General features: G+C 58.7%; 7 protein-coding genes. 6 read left to right on the top strand and 1 reads right to left on the bottom strand.

All coding sequences use genetic code 11. The annotated features are described in order from the left end of the window. From OPU71_RS04365 to OPU71_RS04345, 5 genes are all read left to right on the top strand, one after another. On the top strand, positions 1-327 hold a 327-nt coding region (locus OPU71_RS04365; protein WP_267725352.1), incomplete at its 5' end, for an IS5 family transposase. A 652-nt stretch (positions 328-979) separates the two neighbouring features. Then, positions 980-2,242, top strand: coding sequence for a tyrosine-type recombinase/integrase (locus OPU71_RS04360; RefSeq protein WP_267725348.1), 1,263 nt, complete (start codon positions 980-982; stop codon positions 2,240-2,242). Positions 2,243-2,354: 112 nt separating this feature from the next. Continuing rightward, positions 2,355-2,624, top strand: coding sequence for a hypothetical protein (locus tag OPU71_RS04355; protein ID WP_267725344.1), 270 nt, complete (start codon positions 2,355-2,357; stop codon positions 2,622-2,624). A 220-nt stretch (positions 2,625-2,844) separates the two neighbouring features. After that, the gene (locus tag OPU71_RS04350) at positions 2,845-3,090 is read left to right on the top strand and encodes a helix-turn-helix domain-containing protein (protein WP_267725341.1); all 246 of its coding nucleotides are present in this window, start codon (positions 2,845-2,847) and stop codon (positions 3,088-3,090) included. Between the two features lie 126 nt (positions 3,091-3,216). Continuing rightward, entirely contained in the window at positions 3,217-4,665 is a 1,449-nt protein-coding gene (locus OPU71_RS04345; RefSeq protein ID WP_267725339.1) for an AAA family ATPase, read from the top strand. A 91-nt stretch (positions 4,666-4,756) separates the two neighbouring features. On the opposite strand, the gene OPU71_RS04340 is transcribed toward OPU71_RS04345, so the two are convergent. Then, positions 4,757-5,188, bottom strand: coding sequence for a hypothetical protein (locus tag OPU71_RS04340; RefSeq protein WP_267725335.1), 432 nt, complete (start codon positions 5,186-5,188; stop codon positions 4,757-4,759). A 231-nt stretch (positions 5,189-5,419) separates the two neighbouring features. Here OPU71_RS04340 and OPU71_RS04335 point away from each other — a divergent pair, with 231 nt between their 5' ends. Continuing rightward, entirely contained in the window at positions 5,420-6,133 is a 714-nt protein-coding gene (locus OPU71_RS04335) for a hypothetical protein (RefSeq protein ID WP_267725331.1), read from the top strand. The last annotated feature ends 14 nt before the right edge of the window (positions 6,134-6,147 follow it).

Genomic DNA, 6,147 nt, shown 5'->3' with positions numbered 1-6,147 from the left:
ACCGGCGGTGAAGCGGGCGATAGCCCACAAGCGCTGCCCTTGCTGGGCGCCTTGAAGCCCAACTCGCTCAGTGCGGACAAGGCGTACGACACCGACGCCATTCTCGAACACCTTAACGATCACGGGATCGAAGCCGTCATCCCGCCGCGCAGCCATCGCATCGTTCAGCGAGCTTTCGATCGCCACCAGTACAAGAACCGCAACCTGGTCGAGCGCTTCTTCTGCCGCATCAAGCATTTTCGGCGCATTGCCACACGCTACGACAAGCTCGCCGAACGCTTCGCCGCTTTCGTCGCTTTGTCCGCGTCCGTTATTTGGCTGGCTTGATTGTCAACAGACCCTAGCTAGCAACGAGATTGAGCCAGCCTCATCCGTTGGTCCAGTCCGTCAGGTCGTTGTCAGTGCAACACGCCATCCAGTCGGGTTCTTGAACGCGCCCCCAAGGCTGACCACCGTCGACTTCAGAAATCGTTAGATATTCGCCGCTTGGCAAAGGCCACATTTAAACAAACTGATGGGGGCACCACCAAGCTCGCTGGCGACAAAGCGCCGCACTCTGAGGTCGCACCCGACGAAGCCTTGACCTCTTAGCACTTGGATGGGGCAATTGATGGGGCAAACAAAAAAGCGCCCAGAAAGGCGCTTGATTGCTGGCGTTCTGGCGGAAGCGGTGAGATTCGAACTCACGAACGGTTGCCCGTTGCCGGTTTTCAAGTTTCCCGGAGCCACGCTTTACACCGCTTTGAGTTGCCATTGTAAGCTGTACGCCCCTTTGTAGGTCAAGCACTTAGCGGCGTTTGCCGTTTTTCGTAACTTGTCGTAACTTTACGCAGAGCGCTTACGAGCTGCTTATGAGCGCCAGAATTGATGCGGCCGGCGACTGCGCCAACAGTCCCGACCGCGTGGCCAACTCCCTTACCTACGAAGGAAGCCGACGTGAAGATAGTAACCACAAGTGCCAAAGTCAGCGAGGTGCAGCATGCCTAAGCTGACGAAGACCTACATCGATAAGCTCACCGCACCAGCCGACAAAGAGGCGTTCCACTGGGATAGCGAGGTCAAGGGCTTCGGCCTGCGCGTCACACCTACCGGCAAGATCACCTACATCGTGCAGGGGCGCGTCAATGGCAGTTCGCCCCGAATCAGCATCGGCCCGCATGGTGTCTTCACCGTGGATCAGGCCCGCGAGGTCGCCCGCGAACATCTGCGCAGCATGCGCATGGGCATCGATCCGCGCGCCGTTGCCAAGAAGGAAGCGGCGCAGCGTGTCACCCTCCGTGATGTGGCTGACGGGTACAAACGCGACCGCCCGCTGAAGGACAGTAGCAAGGCCGAGATTGAGCGTCATGTGACCACAACCTTTGACGCATGGTTGAAGAAGCCTCTCAAGGACATCACTCGCGAGATGGTCACGAAGCGCTTCAACGAGGTTAAGACGAAGGGCACGCGCGGCGATGGGCCAGCACCAGCACAGGCGAACCAGTCAATGGCGGTGCTTCGCGCCTTGTTCAATTACGCCATCCGCGAATACCGCGAGCCGGACGGGTCGCCCGTGCTGACGGACAACCCCGTCGATGTTCTCTATAAGAAGTGGGTGCCGCTCAAGCCCCGCACTAGCCGCGTGCCGGATAGCAAAGTCGGCGCGGTGTGGTCATTCCTTACCAAGGCGCGCGAGCAGGCCTACAACCGTGACACGCTGGCAAGCCTTGATCTTGTGATGCTGCTCCTTCTCACAGGTCTGCGCATCGGGGAATGCAGCGAACTGACATGGGATCGGGTCAATCTTGAGGAGGGCTGGATTCACATTCCCGACCCGAAGAACAGTAATCCCGTATGGCTGCCGCTATCCACGCAGGCGGTGCAGTTGCTGACCACACGCCAGCGCGTCAAGGGTAGCCCGTTCGTGTTTTCGTCCTGGGGCAAGTGCGGGCACATACGCGACCCGCGCGACACGATGAAGAAGGTCAGCGAAGCGGCAGGCACCAAGATTACGCCCCACGACCTGCGCCGCACCTTCACCACGATAGGCGTGGCGTCGGTGGGCATCGACTTGCACAAGGTCGAGCTACTGACGAACCACGTTCCCAAGGGCGTGACCGCGCGCCACTACCTTGAGACTTCGCACCTGCAATATCTCAAGCCTGAGACACAGCGGATATCCGATTGGATCGAGCAGCAGGCGGCGAATTATGAAAGACACGCCCAAAAAGTTGATGTAGAGTCACTTCACCAGATCGCCTGACGCGCGGGTTGCGCGTCCTGAATAGTCTGCACCAGCAGGCCGGCATTGACGTTCCATCGTCTGCCGGCCTTTTTGTTTGCTGCGGACGGTGGAGCCAGATAGGAGTTCCACCATGCTGCGCGAAATTCGTACCCTGACTTTCCTCTCCATTGAGGATGCCAAAAGAGTTCTTGAACTTGCGATTGACTCGATAGCGCAAGCGGAGGACTTTTGGGGCTTTGCGCCGGACGAACCATTTATGTCGATGAACGATGTTATCAACGATGTCCTTTGCCAATTTGAGCTGGAGATTGATGAAATGCCATTGGGGTATATCAAAGAGCGTGCGACGTACTTGCAGCGCTTAAAAGATATCCAACATTCCCGCGTAAAGCAGTGTTAGGGTAACGCCAACTAAGCCGCCTCGTGCAATGCGGGGCGGCGATTCAAGGGGCCGCACAGGGCGCCAAGGCAAAGAAGCATCTGTGACGCGAGCCGGGAAACCGGACACCCCCGAAACCGTCTGGGGCAGGTGACAACACAAATCTCGACGGCAAGCATTCGCCTTGCCTGACGCTCTCTATTGCATGCGCTGGCAAGGCACAGTCTGAGGACTACTTGCCATGACCACACTTTCCGCACTCAGCCCCGATCTGCTGACGAACGAAGAAGCTGCCGCCCTGCTGGGTATCAAACCCAACACCCTTGAAATCTGGCGCACGAAGGGCAAAGGCCCGGAGTTCGTGAAGCTCGGGCGCACCAAGTCCGCGCCTATCCGTTACCAGCGCCCCAGAATTTTCGAGTGGCTGGAGCAGCAATCCTTCAGCAGCACCAGCGCCTACGCGCCGAACGCCAAACAAGCAGTTTGACGGTCATGGCGACGAAAACCCTATGCAGCCGCGCAACTTGCCGACCCCGCACACCCGCCGATAAGCCCTGCATAACTCCATCAAGAAAAAAGCCGTCGGGTCAGGACGGCTTTGGAGAGGAACAACATGCACAGCACACATAGCGTAGGACAAGCCACTTCCGGCGACTCGGAGAATTTGCAAGGAGTGCAGCCGCCGCTACAGGCGACGCAGTACCCCGGCCAATACCCTAGCGGCGACCAGCATGCAAACGCGGCCCCAGCCGCCGCGCAGTCACCCGCTTGGCTCGCTACCGCCCAGCAGCGCAACCCACATCTCACGCCCGAGGTGGCGCAGGAGCAGGCAAAGGGCGAAACCGCCAAAACGCTGCTTGAGTTTCAACGCGAGGCGAATAGGCAGGACGAACTCAAGCTAGAGCAGGAGAAGGAGAAGACCAAGCGTGAAATGCTCAAGAAGGGACTGGGCATCGAAGACAGTCCTAATGGGCCACGCGCACTTGTCGGGCGCACGCTCGGAAACGTGCAGATGCGGGCCATCGACTGGCTTTGGACAGGATGGATTCCGAAGGGATACATCACGCTACTTGCAGGCGAGACCGGCGCGGGAAAATCAACCGTGTTAGCCGACGTTACCGCCAGAGTGACCACGGGTACGCCTTGGCCCGGCGAATACGAACCACGCCAACCGAACCGCGTCCTATGGCTTGGCAGCGAGGATAGCATCGAGGAAATGACCGCGCCGCGTCTGGTCGCATGCGGTGGGAACCTCGACAACGTAATCGAAATTCAAGGCGTGACCCAGCAAGGAAAGCGCAACACGTTCTCCATGCAAGACGACCTTGGTGAGATTCGGCGTTGGCTCGGTGCCGCGAGGGATGAAGGGTATCCATTCTCCATGCTCGTTATTGATCCAGTGACCAGCTATCTGCCCGGCCAGAAGTTGCGCAAGGTTGATCTGAACGACGCGGGGCAACTTCGCACCGTCCTTGAGCCGTGGCTAGTGGTGGCACAGGAATATCGAATCGCAATTGTCTGCGTGACGCACTTTGCCAAGGACACGACGCGCTCAATGCTTCATCGTGTTCTAGGGTCTGCTGCATTCGCGCAGACCTGCCGGAGCCTCATTGCCATTATCAGCCGCGAGGACGATGGCCAGCATGCCAAGGCGATGGTGCAGGTCAAAGTCAATCTGCCAGAGCATCCCGGCGGCGCATGGAAGTTCAGCACGGTAAAAGTTCAAGTTGGAATCGACCCGTGCAACGGCAAGCCTATCAGCGCGACTCGCCCAAACTGGGAGGAGTTAGATAGCGCCCTGACGCCGCAGAGCATGGTGGGCAATGCACGCGGCCCGATCAGCAAGTTCGAAGCGGCGTTTGGAATGTGGCTGAAGGCGCATTTCTTGACCACACCTGCAAACCCGTGGCAGCCGATCAGCCAAGTGAAGCAAGCAGCGGCGTCCGCAAATGTTGTCACCGAACGCTGGTGGAACGAACACAGCGGCAGCTACATGGACAAGCAGAACGTCGGAGGGATTTGGTACTGCCGCCCGAAGAACTTGTATGCAGAAACTACGTAATGTGGGGAATGTGCGTAGTGTGGGGCCAAGGTGGGGAATGTGGGCACTGGTGCCCCCACCTACCACCACGGCCCCACCTTACGGGGTTTCCTTACGCATGCGCGGGCGCGTTGTCGCCGGTCTGCCTGCTGATCCCGTTGAACTTGCGCCAAGCGTAGAACTCGCAGGCCACGTTGTTCTCGTTCCAGCCGTTCTCCGGTGCAGCGGCTTTCGCGTCCTTGATCGTTGCTTCCGGGTGCGCGTCCAGCCATGCCCAGACGGCAGCGCACAGCCCGCCATCCTTTGGACGCTTCACGCCGTTCTGCTCGACGCGCTCCACCTTCGGGGCGGCTTCCTTCTTCGGCTTGCCTGTGGTCACCACAGCGTCGGCGGCAGCGGGTTCCGGTGCTTCCATCTGCTTCCATCCAAATCGAACGTCATCGCCGTTCTTATGCACGGTGATTTCCACCAGTTCAGCGGGCACCCCTGCGGCAACACCGGCACGGCGGGCGTTCTCGCGCTTGGTGTAGGTCTTGGTTTCCATGTCATTGCTCCTGTGCGTGTTGTAGATGGGGCAACGCTAAGACGCATCTCCGAGACTCGGCAACGACTTTTTAGATGCTCGGGACAGCAGCCGCTTTGATGCCGAACGAATAACGCTGAATAACTTGTTCCCCGTGCGCATGCTTTTGTTTTCCTTGCGGACCTTCGCTGATATTTCGCAGCATGTAAGCACTGCGTACAAACACGCGCCTATTTATCAAGGAGTTGCACCATGACAGACAGCATTGATCCGCGTATCACGCCCACGCTGCACCCCGAGAACGTGAAGAATATCGAAGGCTACGACGAGCAGACCGCGCCGTATCTTGCACCGACCATGACCGCGTTCAGCACCGCCTATGAAGGTGTGCGCGCTGTGTGGTCGGCCAAGGAAGCCGCCGCCCACAACCCGACGTGGAATGAGGCAATGCAGATCATCCACACGGACGACTTTGCGCAGAAGCACTTTTCCAAGATCAGCAAGAGCTTCGACGTTACCCGCTCGAATCTGGAGAAGGGCATTGCCATGCTGGAGCAGCAGCTTGCAACACCCCTTGAATCGAAGGCTGCACAGAGCGTCAGCGCTGAGATTCGCGCCTACGCCAAGAACCTGCCCAGCGAACAGCGCCACAAGTTCATCCAACAAGCCATTGACGAGGGTGACCACACTTCAGTCGCGGCGCTTCTAGGTGCCCCGCCATATCTGTCCGGCCTCGATGCGAACTTCCAGCAGACCTATGTTCGCTTCTGGAACGAGCGCAGCACGCCTGAGATTGCGCAGCGCCTCAAGGCGATGAAGGGTGCCAAGCAGATGATCGAAGAGCGCGCGGGGCTGGTGTTCAAGGAGCTTGAGAAAGCCGTCGGCGCACCGCCGCACAAAGCTGCCGCACTTCGTCAAGCCAAAACGAACGCTGAGAAGGCTTTCATCCTGCAAGACCTCGGTTGAGCCTGATCGCCAAT

It is taken from the genome of Niveibacterium sp. 24ML, from assembly GCF_026586805.1.
Classification (GTDB): domain Bacteria; phylum Pseudomonadota; class Gammaproteobacteria; order Burkholderiales; family Rhodocyclaceae; genus Niveibacterium.
This window is presented reverse-complemented; position numbering and strand designations above follow the sequence as displayed.